Source organism: Enterobacter sp. fkY84-1 (assembly GCF_052974705.1).
In genome coordinates this window covers 958,617-974,484 of sequence record NZ_CP169393.1, presented here as the reverse complement: position 1 = coordinate 974,484, position 15,868 = coordinate 958,617, and the positions used below count along the sequence as shown (strand labels likewise).

The 15,868-nt window shown below is 54.3% G+C and carries 15 protein-coding genes; 4 read left to right on the top strand and 11 right to left on the bottom strand.

The window, feature by feature from the left end:
- Window positions 1-99: 99 nt before the first annotated feature.
- The 5 genes from psiF to ACEPLT_RS04510 all read right to left on the bottom strand — a co-directional run bounded on the left by psiF (window position 100) and on the right by ACEPLT_RS04510 (window position 4,560).
- Entirely contained in the window at window positions 100-420 is a 321-nt protein-coding gene (psiF, locus tag ACEPLT_RS04530) for a phosphate starvation-inducible protein PsiF (RefSeq protein ID WP_008503278.1), read from the bottom strand.
- An 89-nt stretch (window positions 421-509) separates the two neighbouring features.
- The gene (gene phoA / locus ACEPLT_RS04525) at window positions 510-1,925 is read right to left on the bottom strand and encodes an alkaline phosphatase (protein ID WP_021241677.1); all 1,416 of its coding nucleotides are present in this window, start codon (window positions 1,923-1,925) and stop codon (window positions 510-512) included.
- 99 nt (window positions 1,926-2,024) lie between these two features.
- Window positions 2,025-2,285 carry an anti-adapter protein IraP gene (iraP, locus tag ACEPLT_RS04520; protein ID WP_023293178.1) on the bottom strand — a complete coding sequence of 87 codons (261 nt, stop codon included), beginning with the start codon at window positions 2,283-2,285 and terminating at the stop codon, window positions 2,025-2,027.
- Between the two features lie 209 nt (window positions 2,286-2,494).
- A complete protein-coding gene (locus tag ACEPLT_RS04515) occupies window positions 2,495-3,709 on the bottom strand; it encodes a multidrug efflux MFS transporter (RefSeq protein ID WP_232927871.1) in 1,215 nt (404 codons plus the stop codon).
- A gap of 167 nt (window positions 3,710-3,876) precedes the next feature.
- Window positions 3,877-4,560, bottom strand: a complete 684-nt coding sequence (locus ACEPLT_RS04510) for an extensin-like domain-containing protein (RefSeq protein ID WP_023343472.1) — start codon at window positions 4,558-4,560, stop codon at window positions 3,877-3,879.
- 103 nt (window positions 4,561-4,663) lie between these two features.
- Here ACEPLT_RS04510 and ddlA point away from each other — a divergent pair, with 103 nt between their 5' ends.
- Window positions 4,664-5,764, top strand: a complete 1,101-nt coding sequence (ddlA, locus tag ACEPLT_RS04505) for a D-alanine--D-alanine ligase (RefSeq protein WP_232927862.1) — start codon at window positions 4,664-4,666, stop codon at window positions 5,762-5,764.
- Here the strand turns inward: ddlA and ACEPLT_RS04500 are convergent.
- On the bottom strand, window positions 5,761-5,997 hold the full coding sequence (locus ACEPLT_RS04500; RefSeq protein WP_032656524.1) for a DUF2754 domain-containing protein: 237 nt from the start codon (window positions 5,995-5,997) through the stop codon (window positions 5,761-5,763). The genes ddlA and ACEPLT_RS04500 overlap by 4 nt on opposite strands.
- Window positions 5,998-6,244: 247 nt before the next feature.
- Between ACEPLT_RS04500 and ACEPLT_RS04495 the strand changes: the two genes are divergently transcribed.
- A complete protein-coding gene (locus tag ACEPLT_RS04495; RefSeq protein ID WP_008503287.1) occupies window positions 6,245-6,544 on the top strand; it encodes a DUF2755 family protein in 300 nt (99 codons plus the stop codon).
- On the opposite strand, the gene ACEPLT_RS04490 is transcribed toward ACEPLT_RS04495, so the two are convergent.
- The 3 genes from ACEPLT_RS04490 to ACEPLT_RS04480 form a co-directional block, all read right to left on the bottom strand.
- The gene (locus ACEPLT_RS04490) at window positions 6,541-7,638 is read right to left on the bottom strand and encodes a DUF1615 domain-containing protein (RefSeq protein WP_045408005.1); all 1,098 of its coding nucleotides are present in this window, start codon (window positions 7,636-7,638) and stop codon (window positions 6,541-6,543) included. The two genes, ACEPLT_RS04495 and ACEPLT_RS04490, sit on opposite strands and share 4 nt — an antisense overlap.
- 14 nt (window positions 7,639-7,652) lie before the next feature.
- Window positions 7,653-8,873, bottom strand: a complete 1,221-nt coding sequence (gene sbmA / locus ACEPLT_RS04485; protein WP_032646127.1) for a peptide antibiotic transporter SbmA — start codon at window positions 8,871-8,873, stop codon at window positions 7,653-7,655.
- A gap of 114 nt (window positions 8,874-8,987) precedes the next feature.
- Complete coding sequence (locus ACEPLT_RS04480) at window positions 8,988-9,521, bottom strand: isochorismatase family protein (protein ID WP_032656519.1); 534 nt, start codon at window positions 9,519-9,521, stop codon at window positions 8,988-8,990.
- Between the two features lie 204 nt (window positions 9,522-9,725).
- Here ACEPLT_RS04480 and ampH point away from each other — a divergent pair, with 204 nt between their 5' ends.
- Entirely contained in the window at window positions 9,726-10,886 is a 1,161-nt protein-coding gene (gene ampH, locus ACEPLT_RS04475) for a D-alanyl-D-alanine-carboxypeptidase/endopeptidase AmpH (RefSeq protein WP_008503291.1), read from the top strand.
- Between the two features lie 2 nt (window positions 10,887-10,888).
- Here the strand turns inward: ampH and ACEPLT_RS04470 are convergent, their stop codons facing one another.
- Both ACEPLT_RS04470 and ACEPLT_RS04465 read right to left on the bottom strand, forming a co-directional pair.
- Window positions 10,889-11,512: a helix-turn-helix domain-containing protein gene (locus ACEPLT_RS04470; RefSeq protein ID WP_008503292.1), complete on the bottom strand. Its 624-nt coding sequence runs from the start codon at window positions 11,510-11,512 to the stop codon at window positions 10,889-10,891.
- A 93-nt stretch (window positions 11,513-11,605) separates the two neighbouring features.
- Window positions 11,606-14,380 (bottom strand): autotransporter outer membrane beta-barrel domain-containing protein, encoded by a 2,775-nt coding sequence (locus tag ACEPLT_RS04465; protein ID WP_248213739.1) that lies wholly within the window; start codon window positions 14,378-14,380, stop codon window positions 11,606-11,608.
- A 453-nt stretch (window positions 14,381-14,833) separates the two neighbouring features.
- On the opposite strand from ACEPLT_RS04465, the gene hemB reads away from it, so the two are divergent.
- Window positions 14,834-15,808, top strand: coding sequence for a porphobilinogen synthase (gene hemB, locus ACEPLT_RS04460; protein ID WP_021241687.1), 975 nt, complete (start codon window positions 14,834-14,836; stop codon window positions 15,806-15,808).
- Window positions 15,809-15,868 lie beyond the last annotated feature (60 nt).

Here is a 15,868-nt window from a genome sequence, read left to right as displayed (position 1 = left end):
TGGGAATATTCTGAAACATTTTCCCAAATTATAGAGAGGGGGTCTGCGGGGAAAGTATGAAATTTCGGGTGAGCCGCCGGAGCCGCTCACCCGTTCGAACTACACTTTTTTCTTCAGGCAGGCACTCATGAACTTGCTGCGGTCATCCCCTTTCAGGGACTGCTCGGTTGCCTTGGCATTACACTCGCGCATCTTTTGCTGCTGAGGCGTCAGGCTTTTTTCAGCTGGCTTTGAAGCGCCGTTTTTGAGGCAGTCGCTCATGTAGGTCTTGCGGGCATCGCCCTTCAGACTCTGAGACGTCGCCTGTTGATTACAGGTGGTCATACGCTGCTGCTGCGGCGTTAACGTTTTCTCTTCCGCGTTCGCCGATGCGACCAGGAACAGGCCGGAGAGCAGAGTAACCAGTAATGTTGTTTTCATTGCACCATCCTTTTGTGAACATTCCCTGTAAGTCTGGTTCGTGACAGGAAAAAAACCACCCGGCAGATGTGATTTCCGCCGGGAATTTATCATTTCAGACCCAGCGCCGCCTTCATGGTGTAGAACAGATCCGTTTGATCGGTCAGGCCTACCACGTTGGCCGCGTGCGGGCCGTAGGCGGCAATGCGCAGCTGGGTGCCGGTGTGCTCCATGGACTCTTCTTCAGAGTTGCCGTAGCTCATTACCATGACGGCGCCATCTTTGGTGTTGAGCGCCTGCGTCAGGCCAGGGGCTTTGGTATCTGGCGGAACGATCTGGCTGGCGTGCGCGTGATCCGCAGTGACGATCACCAGGGTGTTACCGTCTTTTTTCGCGAACGCGAGCGCCTTCTGCACCGCTTCGTCCAGATCGACGGTTTCGCCAATCTGACCGCACGGATTTGCCGCATGATCCTGCTTATCGATCGACGCCCCCTCAACCTGCAGGAAGAACCCTTTTTCGCTCTTGCTCAGCAGATCGATCGCTTTATCGGTCATCGCCGCCAGCGTCGGTACGCTGTCCGTGCGCTTAGGGTTAGGCGTACAGGTCACCGCTGGCTTATCGATATTGCCGTGATATGAGGCTTTTGGACCTTCCCAGCGCACGGGCATGTTGCCGTCAGAGAACAGCCCCAGCAGCGGCTTGTCCTGGTTCGCCTCGGTTATCGCCGCCAGCGAATTCGCGTCACTCACCAGCTGATAGCCGCGCGCCTGCGCCTGCTCGCGCAGCGTTTTGCCCTGCCACTCGCCCGCCGTCGCGGTTTCCGCGAAGGTTTTCGCGCCGCCGCCCAGCGTCACGTCAGGACGCGCATTCAGCAGCTGTTCCGTAATCGAGCCTTTGCCACCTTTTTCCAGCGCGTTCGTTGGGCATTTTTCGCTGGTCACTGACGGGCCGTAGCATTTACGCGAGGTCACGTGTGCCACCAGCGCCGCAGGCGTCGCATCCTGAAGTTCAGCGGTGGAGACGTTCCCGGTCGCCAGGCCCGCCGCTTTTGCCATCTCCAGAAGGGTTTGACGATCTTTTTCGTGAATATCCACGCCCAGCGCGCCATTATAGGTTTTCACGCCGGTGGACCACGCCGTGGCCGAGGCCGCAGAGTCCGTTACGTAATCCGGTTTACCGGTTTTTTTATCCAGCGCGTAGTGGGTATATTGTCCGGTCAGCGGTAATGCGTCGATACCTTTAAAAAAGCCGCCCGCCCCCTCGGCATAATTTCGCGCCGCCGTGATTTCGGAATCACCCATTCCATCGCCAATCAGCAGAATAATATTTTTCGCCGGTTTTTCATTAAGCGAAGCGCGAATGGCGGCGGTTTGATCTTCCGACAATCGGCGCGCGCCGCCGGGCTGGGTGATATCCCCTTTTGCCGCACGATTATCCAGGACGCTGGTTTGCGTCGTGTCAGCATAAATGGCAGGGGTAATTAACAGAGGAAGTAATGCGATGAAAAGTGCGCTCTGTTTCAATTTATTTTCTCCATGTAAAAATACATAAAAATAAAAACAGAGCGACTATAGGCATCCTGCATGACAATTCTATGACACGTCGTTACGTCCTGTGACGGTTTAGCTGCGCGGATGCCTTAACAGCTTCTTTACGTACTGGTGGAGCATCTCAGCATCTTCAACCGGTACCTGCGATTCAGGCCTGACGCTCTCCAGCGCGCCTTCCACGCTCTCAATCAACGCCTGCTGATCGGTTTTCGCCATTTGTCGCAGCAGCGCGGTGACCACAATTTCAAGCGCTTCGACCTGGGCCACCAGCTCTTTTGACTCTTCTTCCTTTTGTGCCAGCTTGACCAGCAATTCAGCAATGAGGTTTTTCATCGTGCCAGTTCCTTTTCAGTTTTATCTGACGTTATCACTCTGAATCCATAATGCAAAGAGAAGAAATTAATTATGGTATGCAAAAGTGATACAGAAACGGAAATAAAGAGACCTCGCCGTGAGCGAAACGTTTTTCTATAAAAAGATGCCGCATTTTGTTATATAAAAATGCGGCTACCATAAGAATATATAATACATCTGCGAAAGCGTTATCTCGCCGATTTCGCCTCCGCCATTTGTCTGCGGCGTCGCAGCGCAATAGCCAGCTGGATAATATTGATTAAAACGACAATCGCCGTCGCCGCAAATACCCAACGAAAACCGGCCATCGCGGAAACGGAGGCGCCAATAAGCGGACCGGCAACATTCCCCAGATACATAAATGACTGGTTATATCCAAAAATACGCCCCGTCACCTGGTCGCTGGAATATTTGACCAGCAGGGTCTGTACCGCAGGCAACATGGCGCCATCGGCAAAGCCGAGCAGAAATCGCAGTACGCCAAGCTGAAGCGGAGAGGTGACGAACGACATTGCAAAGAAGAGCACCACCGCAAAGATCAGCGTCGCCATCAGGATGCGCGCCGTACCGATCCTGTCACCCAGTTTTCCGAGACGCGGCGCGGAAATCAGGGCGGATACGCCCGGCACGGCGGCAATCATGCCGCTTAAAAAAGCGATGTTCGTGCTCTCCGGCTCCATTGACTTGATAAACAGCGCCAGTATCGGCCCCACGGAACCGTTACAGAGCTGGATCACCATGGTGGTGACAAACAGGCTGATCATCAGCCCCGGATAAGGCAGCGAGGCGAAAACGGCCTTGCCGCTCAGGCGTTCAGATTTACTGATAACCGGGCGGCCTCCCTCTTTAATCAGAAAGAGCGTGACCAGAAAACTGACCACCAGCAGAACCGCAGTGATGATAAATACCGCGCGCAGTCCGAGGTGGTCCGCCAGAAAGCCCCCCAGCAGCGGGCCACCGATGACGCCGCTGATCTGCGCCGTGGAGAGCGTGCTCAGCGCCCAGCCGCTCCGCTCGCGCGGCACCTGAGAGGCGACCAGCGCCATGGCGTTTGGAATATACCCGGACGTCAGCCCCATCACCGCCCGCAGGAAGAACAGCTGCCAGACGTTGGTGGCGAAGGCCTGCAGCAGAATGGCTATCGCCATCCCGAGCGAGGCGCGCAGCAGCATCAGTTTTCTGCCTTTTCGATCGGCCAGGCTGCCCCACATGGGTGACACTATTGCGGAAACCAGAAAGGTGACGCTGAACGTCAGGCCGGACCACATAGAGAGCGCTTCGTGCGAGGTGACCCCCAGCTGCGACACGTACAGCGGCAGGAACGGCAAAATCTGGCTGATGGCCAGCCCGGTGAAGAAGCAACCGAACCAGACCGAGATGAGATTAACTTTCCAGGATTCCATACAGAATAGTCTTCATTTTTAGGCGAATTCGCCGTCAGATTAGCAAGTTACGCGTGTTAACGTCTCACCAGAGATGCGGCCTGACCGACTTTGGTGTTTTATCTTCCCAGTCATCATATTTGTGAAATAAGTCACAATTCATCCATTTTCTGGCGGAATATTATGCTTCACCGGCACAGGCCAAAACCGCGCATTCCGAGATGAAAATGGTTGGCATGCGCCGCGTTGTACTCTGGCCCCAGACCGTTCCCGTAGTACCCGCAGCTTGCCGCCAGCATCGCCTTCAGCCAGGGCTGCGTCGTGGCCGCCTTCCAGCCGTTCAGCACCGTGACGCGGTCGCCGTTCGCCAGACGAAAAGCGGCAATATCCAGCGCCTCCGCCGTGGCATGTTCACTGCGGCGCGCGTCAGGGCGGTGGTAAATATTGCGGCAGGCAAAGCTGCCGAGGTGATCGATACGCGCGAGGTCGCTGCCCGTATAGCGTTTTGTCAGCGGCCGGGCTTGCTGGCTGATAAAGAGGGCTGAGCTGAGCGCCAGCGGACAGCTGGCAAGAAAACTGCCGTTCAGGCCGACCGGGCCGAAGTTGCGCACGCGCACGACGTTGCTCAGCGGGCATTCCCCGGCGCTGTCAGCGACCGGCTGGGTGCGGATGAGATCGCGTTGATTAGCCTGCGCAAGCAGGCTTGCGCAGGCCTCGGGCGTTAAGCGCCGAAGCTTATACTGGGTGATTCGGCCTGGCGGATCGTCAAGCGTCAGCGGTATGAAAGGGTTGTAGTAAGGCGGCAACCAGCGGTAACCCACCGTTGCGACGGCGATAAGAATCAAAACGGTCAGCAGCGTTTTTCCTTTCACTCGCCCCCCTGAACATTCCCCCAAACATTATGGCAGAAGGTCGCGAAACCCGCCGGGCATCGTGGTATGTTATTGGCTTTTCGTCAGACTGGAAGAGAGTGAGATGGCTAAGCAGCGCGTAGGTATTGTCTTTGGGGGAAAATCAGCGGAGCACGAAGTGTCATTGCAATCGGCTAAAAATATCGTTGATGCGATCGATAAAAGCCGTTTCGACGTGGTGCTGCTGGGCATTGATAAACAGGGCCAGTGGCACGTTAACGATGCCAGCCAGTATCTGCTCAATGCTCACGATCCGGCACACATCGCCCTGAATCCTTCAGAAGTGAGCGTCGCCACCGTACCCGGCGTCGTGAAGGGGCAGCTTATCGACGCCGGCAATGCACAGGCTCTCGCCCAGATCGACGTCGTCTTCCCTATCGTTCACGGTACCCTGGGGGAAGATGGTTCCCTGCAGGGAATGCTGCGCATGGCCAACCTGCCGTTCGTCGGCTCGGATGTCCTCGGCTCTGCCGCCTGCATGGACAAAGACGTGACCAAACGCCTGCTGCGCGACGCCGGGCTAAATATTGCCCGGTTCGTTACGCTCACCCGCGCCAACCGCGACAAACACACCTTCGCGCAAATCAGCGGAGAGCTGGGTCTGCCGCTGTTTGTGAAGCCTGCAAACCAGGGCTCCTCCGTGGGCGTCAGCAAAGTGACCAGCGAAGCTGAGTTCACGCAAGCTGTCCGCCTGGCGTTTGAGTTCGACCATAAAGTGGTGGTTGAGCAGGGCATCAAAGGCCGTGAAATTGAGTGCGCCGTGCTGGGCAACGATTTTCCACAGGCGAGCACCTGCGGCGAAGTGGTCTTAAACAGCGACTTCTACTCGTACGACACCAAATACATTGATGATAAAGGCGCGCAGGTTGTCGTGCCTGCGGATCTCGATCCGGCGGTTAACGATAAGATCCGGGCGATCGCCATTCGCGCTTATCAGACGCTCGGCTGCTGCGGCATGGCGCGCGTGGATGTGTTCCTGACGGCGGAAAACGAGGTGGTGATCAATGAAATTAACACGCTGCCGGGGTTCACTAACATCAGCATGTATCCGAAGCTGTGGCAGGCGAGCGGCCTGAGCTACCCGGAATTGATCACCCGCCTGATCGAACTGGCGCTGGAGCGTCACGCCGCCGACAGCGCGCTTAAAAGTTCCGTAAACGGTTAATCGGCGCCCTTCGCCGACTCTGCCTCATCCGCTGTCGTCTCTTCAGGACGGCGGCGGATAATCAACCCCGCCAGCCAGAAACTGATAACCCAGGTCACCAGCCCAACGGCATAGGTTTGCCAGCCTTTTGCCTCAAACCCTAACAGGCCCACGACACCGTTAAGAATAAAGATCAGCCCGATAGCGAAGGCGTAGTAGTGCCAGTCACGGCGTAGTTTGGACGTGAGCTTCATAACAACTCCGGCAGGAAAAAAAGACATTCTCTCACAGTTTTACGACCAGGTCTGTGGCAGATACGGAAATTCTGAAACGCGACGCAATTTCACTTAAGTTAATAAATTGTGACGTGCTGCAGAAATCAACAATCCAGGAGGATTCCGTCGCGTAAATTACCACGATTCTGATATTGACAAATGCGATGACCTGTCAAACTCACCCTGTACGAAGCGTATTAACAGAGCGATTTATCCGGAGGTCATCATGGCTGACTTTACATTGTCGAAACCGATTTTTGGCGGAAAACCAAAAACCTCCACGGCGGGTAATATCGCGTATGCCCTGTTTGTCCTGTTCTGCTTCTGGGCTGGCTCGCAGCTGCTCAATATGCTGGTCCATGCGCCTGGCGTTTACGAACACCTGATGCAGGTGCAGGATAACGGACGCCCGCGAGTTGAGATTGGTTTTGGCGTCAGCACCCTTTTCGGCCTGATTCCCTTCCTCGCGGGATGTATGATTCTGGGCGTTGTGGCATTAGTGCTGCGCTTTCGCCGCCGCCGTTAAAGCCCCATACAGCGAGCCCGGCGATCGTCCACGCGTTTTGCGAACCACGCGGTGGTCAGGTTACGCGTGATCTTCGGGCTTTCCAGCTGAATACCCGGCAGGATAGCCCTCGGTAACGTTTTCCCGCTTTTCTGCTCTGCGAGCGCAAACACCTTCTTGTACAGATCCGTTTTCTCAAAGGCCAGGCTGTCGCCTTTCTCAAGCTGACGGCGAATGTCGCTGTTGCTCAAGCCAAGCGTTGTCGATAATTTCCGTACGGCAAGCTCGGTGCTTCCCGCCTCGCTGCTGCCGTAAGCGATGAGATCGCCGTCAAGCGCCAGCTTAACGCCGCTTGCGCGGCTGACCGCACTCTGGAATGCCGCATTACGGCTGGCATACCAGCCAGCGTTAAAGTCGGCAAAGCGATACAGCGGCTCATCGTAGTTCGCCGGGTAGTTCAACAGGTGATACGTGCCGAACCACAGTCCGCCGCGCAGGGAGAAGACCTCCTGGCGCACCGTACCGTCGATTTTCCACGGATAGCCGTCGGTGTGTTTCTCCGCGAACGCGATGCTTACCTGCATTGGGCCACCGGTGTGGACCGGGTTCAGTGAGCCAAACAGCTTCTGCCCCATCGGCACCATGTTGATGAAATCATCGAAAATAGCGCTAAGCTGTTTTTCGGTTTTCACCGTGTCCAGCCGTTCGCTGTAGCTTTTGCCGTTCGGCGAGGTGATTTTAAGCGCGGTATGCACGAGGAACACCGGGATATGCATGGACTCCGCGCGGCGGTCGATCTCTTTCCAGGCGATTTTATTCAGCCCCGGCACAGCCGGGTCTGACTGGTACATCGACTCCTGCTGTGCCACCGCCAGCACCGAACAGATGTTCTCCTCGGTCGGCGCAATCTTTTGGCTCTCAAAGGTTTTTGCCAGCGCGTCTGCCCACGCATTGCGATCCTTCACGCTGGCGGGCATTTTCTGCCGCACAACGCTCGCCACATCAACGGGCTTCTCGCCCTTTTTGAGCGGAGCGGCCCCCTTTTCGGCACAGCCTGCCAGCACAAAAGCGGCCAGTATGGTCAACGGTAACGCGCGCGGTACGGCAAAAGGCATAGCAACGTCCTGTATTAGCTAAATGTGTTGGTGACTTCCTGCAGGTCACGATCGTCCAGCTCGCGTTCAAAGCTGCGCAGACGTTTGTAGATGGACATCAGTTCCACCAGCGTGGTCCAGGAGCTGATCAGGTACTGGAATGAACTTCTGACCTGATCAAACACGTTGGTAATTTGGGTCATCAGTCCCAGGGTTATTGTCCCTGCAACTATTGACGGGAACAACAGGACTATTCCAAAAACAGTATCGGCCTGAAGATATAAAATACGAGCGATGTTGAAATACATGTAGTGGAAGTAGAGCTTAAAGTAGTTAAAACGGACGTTCTGAAATAACTCTTTTACCGTTGGTGGCGCAGCTCGTGATGGGTCATCCTCACCGTAAACGAGTTCTTTACGGTAAGCCGCTTCCACGCGCTGATTTTTAAATTGTAACCCCGGCAATTTGATCCCCACCACAGCAAGAAGCCCCGTTCCCATAAGAGACCAGACCAGTGCCGCAATAACCAAACCATAGGGTAAATGACCAACAACTGGAAGTTCAGGCACATGGGGTGAAAGTGCAATCAGAATCGGTAAAAAAGCGATAAGTTTCATCACAGCATTAAGCAAGCTGACCCCCATGTCCTCCAGCGTTGAGGCAAAACGCATGGTGTCTTCCTGCACACGCTGTGCAGCACCTTCGATGTGCCGCAGTCGTTGCCAATTTGCCATGTAATATTCGTTCATAGCAGTACGCCAACGGAAAACGTAATGGCTAACGAAGAAATTGTTCAGCACTGCCACTGTTACTGCAATCATGGCAATGCCGGTAAAACTAACGAGACTGGCATAGAGTTCACCAATCGGAACCTTATTCGGGGCGCTTAATGCTTTTTGGATCAAATCGTAGAAGGGTGCATACCATGCATTAATTGCAACGCTCACTTCCACCATGAACCAGGTAACGAAAATGATCAGTGCAGATCCCAAAATCGACCAAAACTGCCAACGATGCGGAGAATACTTGAACCAGAAGAGAGCAAACAGCCCCACACATACCGTGTAGTAGGCATAAAATACGATAAAGCTGAGCGACCAGAAGCGCGCCGCGCTAATCGGCACCTCACCTGTCGCCCCCGTGATGCGCGTCAGCCATGCGCCGCCGCCCGCCTGCCAGAAAATGACAGCGATCAGTGCCCAAATAAATGCCGACAGGAAAAAAGGCCCCGGCTTTGGGAAAAAAGACTTAAACATAATGCTTCCTTCTTGTTGTTATGGCTGTTGCTGTGTACAACACGTCACCACACGAAAACCTGCCCGAGCCAGCCTCCCGGCTCCGGCAAAAAGGTCAGACCCGAGCGTTAATTATTAGTTCGCTTTCCAGTTTTCAAGAATTGTTTCGGTGCGTTTCACCGCGAGAGGATTCGCTGGCGCAATGAAGTTACGCCAGACGTCGTTGTGATGGTTAATCAGGATCTGTGCGTCAGCAGCCGGACGGTTGGCGGTGGTATGGGCATCTTCGGCAACGGTGATGTGATAACCCCGGCTAACGCCGTTCTTGATCGTCGCATCGACGCAGTAATCGGTGGCGCAGCCGCAGATGACAAACTCACGAATGCCCTGCTCCCGCAGCAGCGCCTCAAGCCCGGTGTCGTAGAAGGCATCGCAGGCGGTTTTGGTCACGTAAAGCGCACCAGCAGGCTGATGGAGTTCAGGCAGTAGCGCAAACCCTTCGCTTCCCTCTTCCAACCCCCCGGCCTCGGTATGCTGTATAAAAATCACCGTGTCGGCTGCCTGCGTAAGCTGGTTGATCAGAGAGACACACTTTTCGCGCTGATGACGAGGGGTTTCAAACACCCCGTTCTGCATATCGACAACCATAACCACACGCTTCTCAGACATACCGTTCTCCGTAAGATTGAGTGACACTGGTGCCTATCATAAGCCCGATGTCACAAAATGGGAGATGGCTCGCAAGTAAATTGTTCATATTTACCCATGGTTACGTTTTTCTCGCTATCGTTATGCAATTCGGGGCATTGCACGGTACCGATTAGTAGTATAAATACCCATTACTTTCCTCATTCACTTCATGGATGCTTTTCGTTGAAACGTTGTCTGCTCTCTTTTGCCGCGCTGTGTGCGGTGAGCTTTTCTACCGCCCAGGCAGCCCAACCGCTGACGGCTCCCGTTTTAGCTTCAGATATTGCCGATCGCTACGCGAACCTTATCTATTACGGCAGCGGCGCGACCGGTATGGCGATGGTCGTTATCGACGGAAACCAGCGTGTATTTCGCAGCTTTGGCGAAACGCGCCCGGGCAATAACGTTCACCCGCAGCTGGATTCCGTTATCCGCATCGCATCCTTAACCAAGCTGATGACCAGCGAAATGCTGGTGAAACTGCTCGACCAGGGCGTGGTGAAGCTCGACGATCCACTCAGCAAATACGCGCCGCCAGGCGCCCGGGTCCCCACGTATCAGGGTACGCCGATCCGGCTTGTTAACCTTGCTACCCACACCAGCGCCCTGCCGCGTGAACAGCCAGGCGGCGCGGCGCATCGTGACGTATTCGTCTGGCCAACGCGCGACCAACGCTGGAGCTACCTGAGTACCGCCACGCTGAAGGCGGCGCCGGGTTCGCAGGCCTCATATTCAAACCTGGCGTTTGACCTGCTGGCGGATGCCCTCTCAACGGCGGCTGGCAAACCCTACACGCAGCTGTTTGAAGAACAGATCACCCGTCCGCTCGGCATGAAAGACACCACGTTCACTCCGTCCCCGGACCAGTGCCGTCGCCTGATGGTGGCGGAGAAAGGCGCCAGCCCCTGTAATAACACGCTGGCGGCCGTGGGCAGCGGCGGGGTTTACTCTACGCCTGGCGACATGATGCGCTGGATGCAGCAGTTCCTTTCCTCGGATTTCTACTCTCGGAGCAGCCAGGCCGATCGTATGCAGACCCTGATTTATCAGCGTACTCAGCTGCATCGGGTCATCGGGATGGACGTGCCGGGTAAAGCCGATGCGCTCGGCATGGGCTGGGTCTATATGGCACCGAAAAATGGCCGGCCGGGGATTATTCAGAAAACCGGCGGCGGCGGCGGATTCATCACCTATATGGCTATGATTCCGCAGTCGAACGTGGGCGCGTTTGTGGTGGTCACTCGCTCCCCACATACGCGTTTCGTCAATATGAGTGACGGTGTTAATAACCTGGTGGCGGAATTGAGTGCCAATAAAGCCCAGGTGCTTACCGCATCCAACTGAGATTAATATTCCGTGGGCAAGCGGTTGATGCTGACCAGCTTGCCCCGGCTCATATTGATATAATTTCCCTGCCGCAGGGCGGCCAGAACCTCAGCAACAACAGAACGTGAAATGCGTGTGCTTTGCTGAATATGATTCATCACACCGATTTTTGAACGCAGCGTTTCATCCCACTCGGCCATATTAAGCAGCATCGCGCGGATCTGGTGATAGGAGTTATTGCCAACCAGCTGCTTATCGCGCTTCTCAAGAATGTAATTTATCCAGGATAACCAGCTGAAGGCCTCTTTCCACAGTGAAAATTGCTGGATTTGTTGTCGGGTAGTTTCTGTGGATAAATAAAAACCAGTACAGGCCGTTTTAGCAATCACTCTGTATTCTTGTGAATGATTAATCATCACCGTAGCCAGACCAAAAATAAAGGGGGCAGTCGCAATCCCCACCAGAAGTTCATCAGAAGGGCGATAGATCTCAATAACGCCGGTTTGTAATACGATCGTGCGAGGCTCATTCGATTCGCCCGACGTAATTAATTGTTGGGGTGCACATGTAAAAGGGGTACTGGCTGCTATTAACCCCTGTTCGAGCCGGCGTAATTCAGAAAGTGGTTTCGCATTAACGTTCATGCAGACCTCAAGTCATCCGTATTTGTCGGTTCAATATTATTTTTATTGCTTCGCTAAAAAGCGGAGGAGATACCCCCTCCCCCGCTTTATTCATTACCAGGTATATTTCACACCCAGGTTTGCGCCCCAGTTCTGGTCAACGTCGCCGCCGCCAAGATAAGTGGCATCCGTGTAAGCGCTGAAGTTCTTCGTGAAGCTGAACTGGGTGCCCAGCCCAACACGAACAGCTGAACCTTTCACGCCGTTATCAATGCTGTCACCGTTAATATCGGCATTGTTATCGGCGTCGTCATAAACCCAGGCCAGTTTGAAGTAAGGGGTCAGAGCCTGATCGCCGCCGTAGTTGAAGGTGTAACCCGTATCAACACCGAGTTCATAACGCAGGCTATCGTATGATTGTCCATCCATGCGCATGTCATTGCTGAGGCGATAATCATCGCCTGACTGGAACAGACCCGATACGGCTGCGTATGGCGTTACGTAGCCAGAGAGGTTTGGCTTCCAGTCATAGCCCAGCTTCAGACCAAAGCCAACAGCGTCACTGGTGGTATTGCCGTCAACATACTGACCGTTGCTCATGTTAGCGGAGAGATCGTTGTTGAAGCGGGTGTAGCTCAGGGAGCTGTCGAGGAAAAGATCGTTCATGAACTTCGCTGACGCGTAGATCATCGCCGTCTGGCTATCCTGATCGACCTGACCGGTACGATCGCTGATATCGCCCTTCGCGAAACCTGCCGCACCACCGACGATCCACTTCGCGTTATTACCGTCAATCTGGGTATCCAGACCCACCATAATACCGCTCACGTCCTGATCGTAGCTGATAACGCCGTTGTCACCGTCGAAGTTGCCGCCGAAGTAGCTCACCCACGCCCCGCCGTTATCCGCCAGGCCGTGACGGCTGTTGGTCAGACGCGCACCTACGGTATCCTGCTGCAGATTCCAGATATTGGTATTAGCAGAAGGGATGCTCAGCGCCATATTGGCATAGTCGGTCAGTTCTTTCTGCTGCAGAACGACGGTGTCACCCTGCTGCTGCGCCTGGTAGGTATAAGCACCTAAATCGGCTTTGTTTGCGGCAGTAAAGCTGGCCGCCGTATCCGCGTTATTGTCATAGACACGGACAATCTCTTTATTTTTGTAATCAGCGACGGAACCTGCTCCGGTCGCGTCGTCGATACGGACTTTATAGTTGCCTGCGACGTCACCGTTCACCGCCAGATGGCCGTCAGAGTGAATGGCCACTACGCCGTAGTCATAATCGGCGCTGCGCTTGTCGTTAGTGATATAGCGTGCGTTGTTCAGATCGCTGTTCAGCACGTAATCGCGGCTCGCAACATTCAGCACGCCGCCATCGGTCAGAACCATAGTGTGCGTATCAACCTGGCCCAGACCCAGCGCCAGCTCTGCACCGTTATCCACGGTGATGGTGTTGGCATACAGCTCGGCCGTTTCTTCCGTCAGTGCCGCACGGCTATCGCTGTCCAGATACAGATGGTCGGTAGCCACGCCGCCGCTGTCGCCGATATTCAATGAGGACGCATTGGTCAGAGTGATGGCATCCGCCAGCAGGCCTGAGTTTTCAACGTTGACCTGAGACTGGTTGTTGACCGTCAGGGTGTCGATGTTAGACACCTTACGGGTATCCCACTCGGAGCCGTTGTCCAGCGCGATGTTAAACAGACCGCTCTGATACACTGCTTCACCCGCAACATGTCCGTTGTCGTCATAGGTGGAGTCCGGCCAAATGCTGTTAGGGGACAGAGCGTTCCAGTCTACGTTGCTGTAGCCCTGGCCATACATCTGCGCCGTGCCGATAGCCTCGACGCTGGACTGTGCTGCGCCGACCCATTTGCTGCCGTTGGTAAGCGTCACATCCAGCTTATCGGTGCCATCCCAGCCGTTGGTGGTTGGGTTATAGATGCCGTCTTCGGTGGTATCGGTTGCCGGATCGCCGTTCGGGTAGAAGTTGTTGTCGAAGGTGCTGGAGAACAGAATATCGCCAGTAACGGTGGAATGATCGAACGTGGCGGTGGTTTGCATCGCGTTATCAGACGCGCTGGCGGCCACAATCAGCGCCGCATCGTCTGCCGCTGTCGCGCTGGTTTCACCATAGTCGCTCGGCTTCGCGGTTTGACCGTAGAATCCGCTGGTACCTAAATCGCTGTACGCACCGGAAGTCAGTACCGAATCTTTCACCAGTAGCGTGTCGGTAAAGACGTTGCTGCTGTTGGCTACGCCTTCAACGCCGTCGTATGGCGTATTATCCAGCTCCTGGTACCCCTGCGTCAGGGTAATCCCCGCGACGTGAGAATTATTCTGGATAACAATATCCGATTCCACATCCAGGGTAATCGCATTACCCAGATCGTACGTATCCAGATAGTGTCTTTCCGTATTTTCCCCATTCACGACATCATACGCATAATGCTCGTACGTATCGTTAAGGGTGGAATTATCAACGGTCAGGCTAAAACGATCGTATTGCGTATGATGGGTGCCGTCAGCATCCACGCCATCAGCACACGAGGTGGTCATACACTCAGAAGTAATCATGCCGTTAATGGTGCTATTGGAAATACTCAACGCATTCGCCCGGCCATTGATGCCATCATCCAGGTAGTACGTTGAAATAACACCATTCACGGTGGCTTTATTAATCACCGGGTAAATATCACCATCGTGGATGGCATCTGAGAAATCCCAGTCGGCATAGCCATAATACCAGGGAGTGGACGCTGTATTATCGTATCCGAAGGTATTATATGTCGTACCGGAAATATCCTTCGCATTGGCCTGAGAAGCGATAGCCAGGGTGCAGGCTAATGCAAGTTGAGATACAACGAGTTTCTTTTTCCATGTTTGCATTGGGTCATCCCTCCTCAGGGACGTAAGCAAGTTTGTCCATCAATGAATTAGCAATATTTAATTGCGGAGGGAATTATGCAGTTTCATTTCGAAAAGGTTCAATGAATGTTTCCATTAAGTCCGTATTCAGACAAAAAACACATTCAGACCACAAACCATAAGGCGTCATAAAATAAACATTATAAAAACAGAATGTTAATACACGGCTAAACCAATCGAAAAAACACACCGAAAAATAATAAATCATTTTTAATTATTCTTTCATTTCCATATATAAATAACACGAATATTTCATTCTCCTCTCAGCGTTATACTGACCTGCATTATATATTATTTATGACAGGCAAACTCACCTGCCGCATTTCACAAAAGCAAAATGCCCACTTTAGTAAAACACCCGTCTTCACTTTGATGTACACTAGCCCTCTTTGTTCCACAAACATCAGGCATACCATGACCGATTTAATTGCACGCCCACGCCGCCTGCGCAAGTCACCTGCACTGCGCGCTATGTTTGAAGAGACAACCCTGACCTTAAACGATCTGGTGTTGCCGATTTTTGTTGAAGAAGAGATCGATGACTACAAGGCCATCGAAGCTATGCCGGGCGTCATGCGCATTCCGGAGAAATATCTGGCGCGTGAGATCGAACGTATCGCCAACGCGGGGATCCGCTCGGTGATGACCTTCGGCATCTCCCATCATACCGACGCCACCGGCAGCGACGCGTGGAAGGAAGATGGCCTCGTCGCCCGCATGTCCCGCATCTGCAAAGAGACGGTGCCGGAAATGGTGGTGATGTCCGACACCTGTTTCTGTGAATATACCTCTCACGGCCACTGCGGCGTGCTGTGCGATCACGGCGTGGATAACGATGCTACCCTGCTGAACCTCGGCAAGCAGGCGGTCGTCGCGGCCGCTGCGGGTGCGGACTTCATCGCACCGTCTGCGGCGATGGACGGACAGGTTCAGGCGATTCGTCAGGCGCTGGACGCGGCCGGTTTCACCGACACCGCCATCATGTCCTACTCCACCAAATTTGCCTCCTCCTTCTACGGCCCGTTCCGTGAAGCAGCCGGCACGGCGCTGAAGGGCGATCGTAAAACCTATCAGATGAACCCGCTGAACCGCCGCGAAGCGATTCGTGAATCCCTGCTCGATGAAGCCCAGGGCGCAGACTGCCTGATGGTAAAACCGGCTGGCGCATATCTTGATATCCTGCGCGACATCCGCGAACGCACCGAGCTGCCGCTGGGCGCTTACCAGGTGAGCGGCGAGTACGCAATGATCAAGTTCGCCGCGCTGGCAGGGGCGATCGACGAAGAGAAAGTGATCCTTGAAAGCCTGGGCGCGATCAAACGCGCGGGCGCGGATCTGATCTTCAGCTACTTCGCCCTGGATCTGGCCGAGAAGAAAATTCTGCGTTAATCCGCTTTAGCGCCGGGTGGCGGCTTCGCCTTACCCGGCCTGCTCTCTGCTCAAATCTTC

Excerpts from the sequence above, each read along its gene's own strand:
- ACEPLT_RS04515 (WP_232927871.1), bottom strand. The coding sequence starts at position 3,709 with ATGGAATCCTGGAAAGTTAATCTCATCTCGGTCTGGTTCGGTTGCTTC.
- ACEPLT_RS04490 (WP_045408005.1), bottom strand. The coding sequence starts at position 7,638 with ATGCCTTTTGCCGTACCGCGCGCGTTACCGTTGACCATACTGGCCGCT.
- ACEPLT_RS04480 (WP_032656519.1), bottom strand. The coding sequence starts at position 9,521 with ATGTCTGAGAAGCGTGTGGTTATGGTTGTCGATATGCAGAACGGGGTG.
- ACEPLT_RS04495 (WP_008503287.1), top strand. The coding sequence starts at position 6,245 with ATGGCTGACTTTACATTGTCGAAACCGATTTTTGGCGGAAAACCAAAA.
- iraP (WP_023293178.1), bottom strand. The coding sequence starts at position 2,285 with ATGAAAAACCTCATTGCTGAATTGCTGGTCAAGCTGGCACAAAAGGAA.
- ACEPLT_RS04500 (WP_032656524.1), bottom strand. The coding sequence starts at position 5,997 with ATGAAGCTCACGTCCAAACTACGCCGTGACTGGCACTACTACGCCTTC.
- hemB (WP_021241687.1), top strand. The coding sequence starts at position 14,834 with ATGACCGATTTAATTGCACGCCCACGCCGCCTGCGCAAGTCACCTGCA.
- ddlA (WP_232927862.1), top strand. The coding sequence starts at position 4,664 with ATGGCTAAGCAGCGCGTAGGTATTGTCTTTGGGGGAAAATCAGCGGAG.
- psiF (WP_008503278.1), bottom strand. The coding sequence starts at position 420 with ATGAAAACAACATTACTGGTTACTCTGCTCTCCGGCCTGTTCCTGGTC.
- ACEPLT_RS04470 (WP_008503292.1), bottom strand. The coding sequence starts at position 11,512 with ATGAACGTTAATGCGAAACCACTTTCTGAATTACGCCGGCTCGAACAG.
- sbmA (WP_032646127.1), bottom strand. The coding sequence starts at position 8,873 with ATGTTTAAGTCTTTTTTCCCAAAGCCGGGGCCTTTTTTCCTGTCGGCA.
- ACEPLT_RS04465 (WP_248213739.1), bottom strand. The coding sequence starts at position 14,380 with ATGCAAACATGGAAAAAGAAACTCGTTGTATCTCAACTTGCATTAGCC.